The organism is Synechococcus sp. R8-2 (assembly GCF_047461715.1).
In the GTDB taxonomy this organism is placed as follows: domain Bacteria; phylum Cyanobacteriota; class Cyanobacteriia; order Thermostichales; family Thermostichaceae; genus Thermostichus.
In genome coordinates, this window is record NZ_JANSHQ010000359.1 from 1 (window position 1) to 1,484 (window position 1,484).

Consider the following 1,484-nt stretch of genomic DNA (forward strand, 5'->3'; position numbering starts at 1 on the left):
CCACCAAGTTCATCCTCTACACCGCTGCCGCCTCTATTTTTATCCTGGTGGGATCCCTGGCGATGGCCTTCTACGGCGAGGGCTTCAGCCTGGAGATGGCAGAGCTGAGCGCTAAGTCTTACCCGGTGGCCTTGGAGCTGTTGGCCTATGCGGCTTTGCTGATCGCCTTTGGGGTGAAGCTGCCGATTTTCCCGCTGCACACCTGGCTGCCGGATGCCCACAGCGAAGCCTCTGCTCCCATTTCCATGATCTTGGCGGGGGTTCTGCTCAAGATGGGTGGCTATGGCCTGATCCGCATGAATGTGGGCATGTTGTCGGAAGCCCACGTGTACTTCGCCCCGGTGCTGGCGGTGTTGGGTGTGGTGAACATCATCTACGGGGCGTTGGCCGCCTTCGGTCAGAACCATCTCAAGCGGCGCTTGGCCTATTCATCCATCGCCCACATGGGCTTTGTGTTGATCGGGATCTCCGCCTTCACGGAGCTGGGCATCAATGGGGCAGTGCTGCAGATGATCTCCCACGGTCTGATTGCCGCGGTTCTGTTCTTCCTGACGGGGATCACCTACGAGCGCACCCACACCCTTGCCCTCGACAAGTTGGGAGGGTTGGCCAAGCAGATGCCGAAGGCTTTTGCCCTGTTTACAGCGGGATCCCTGGCCTCTTTGGCGCTGCCGGGCATGAGTGGATTTGTGGGTGAGCTGACGGTGTTCTTGGGCTTGACCACCAGCGATGCCTATGCGCCGACCTTCAAAGCTGGAATTGCCCTGCTGGCGGCAGTGGGTATCATTTTGACGCCCATTTACTTGCTCTCCATGCTGCGTCAGGTGTTCTACGGGGCTCAGGATCCCGGCCTAGTTTTGGAAGATTACCTGGGGGATATGCGCCCGCGGGAAATGGCGGTGGCCCTCTGTCTGCTGTTGCCGATCCTCGGCATTGGCTTCTACCCACGCCTGGCTACCCAAACCTACGATGTCACGACGGTGGCGGTAGCTGCCCAGTTGCGCAGTGTGTTGGCAACTGAAATCGTGCAGCGGCCTTTCTTCCCCTCGCCAGTGCAACCGGCCCAGGTGGCAGCTCTGCCCCTGGAGGATTGAAAGGAGGTCGAGGGCTCGGCTTCCCTTTGTTCGGTCTTTCTCTATCTACTTCTTCTCTGTCCAGAAGAGCTGGTGTTCGAGGTGCAACCCGACTCAACTTTCAGCTCTTCTTTTGTTTTTTTTTAAGTTTTAAGATTGGGTTTGGGATCCGGGATATCCCTGGGCTGGGATTTTCTTGTGGCCGATTGTTCTTGCGCCGTCCATTCTATCGGTGATCGGTATGAATAGAGTTTTGTTCCATCAGGTTTAGCTGCACCACCAACCACCAGAGGGTTACATCGGAATAGGTTGCCCGGCGCTTGAGCCGAGAAATGGAGTGTACCGGGTTTTGGCTGTCGATCATCCACTCAGAAGCGATGATTTGGCCGCGTTGCTGAGCATTCATTGTTT

The 1,484-nt window shown here is 56.9% G+C and carries 2 protein-coding genes; one reads left to right on the top strand and one right to left on the bottom strand.

Annotated elements, in window-relative coordinates; genetic code table 11:
- Positions 1–1,094: NADH-quinone oxidoreductase subunit M (locus NW819_RS08985; protein WP_414413536.1), on the top strand; the 1,094-nt coding region annotated here is incomplete at its 5' end.
- 205 nt (positions 1,095–1,299) lie between these two features.
- On the opposite strand, the gene NW819_RS08990 is transcribed toward NW819_RS08985, so the two are convergent.
- On the bottom strand, positions 1,300–1,484 hold a 185-nt coding region (locus tag NW819_RS08990; protein ID WP_414413537.1), incomplete at its 5' end, for a hypothetical protein.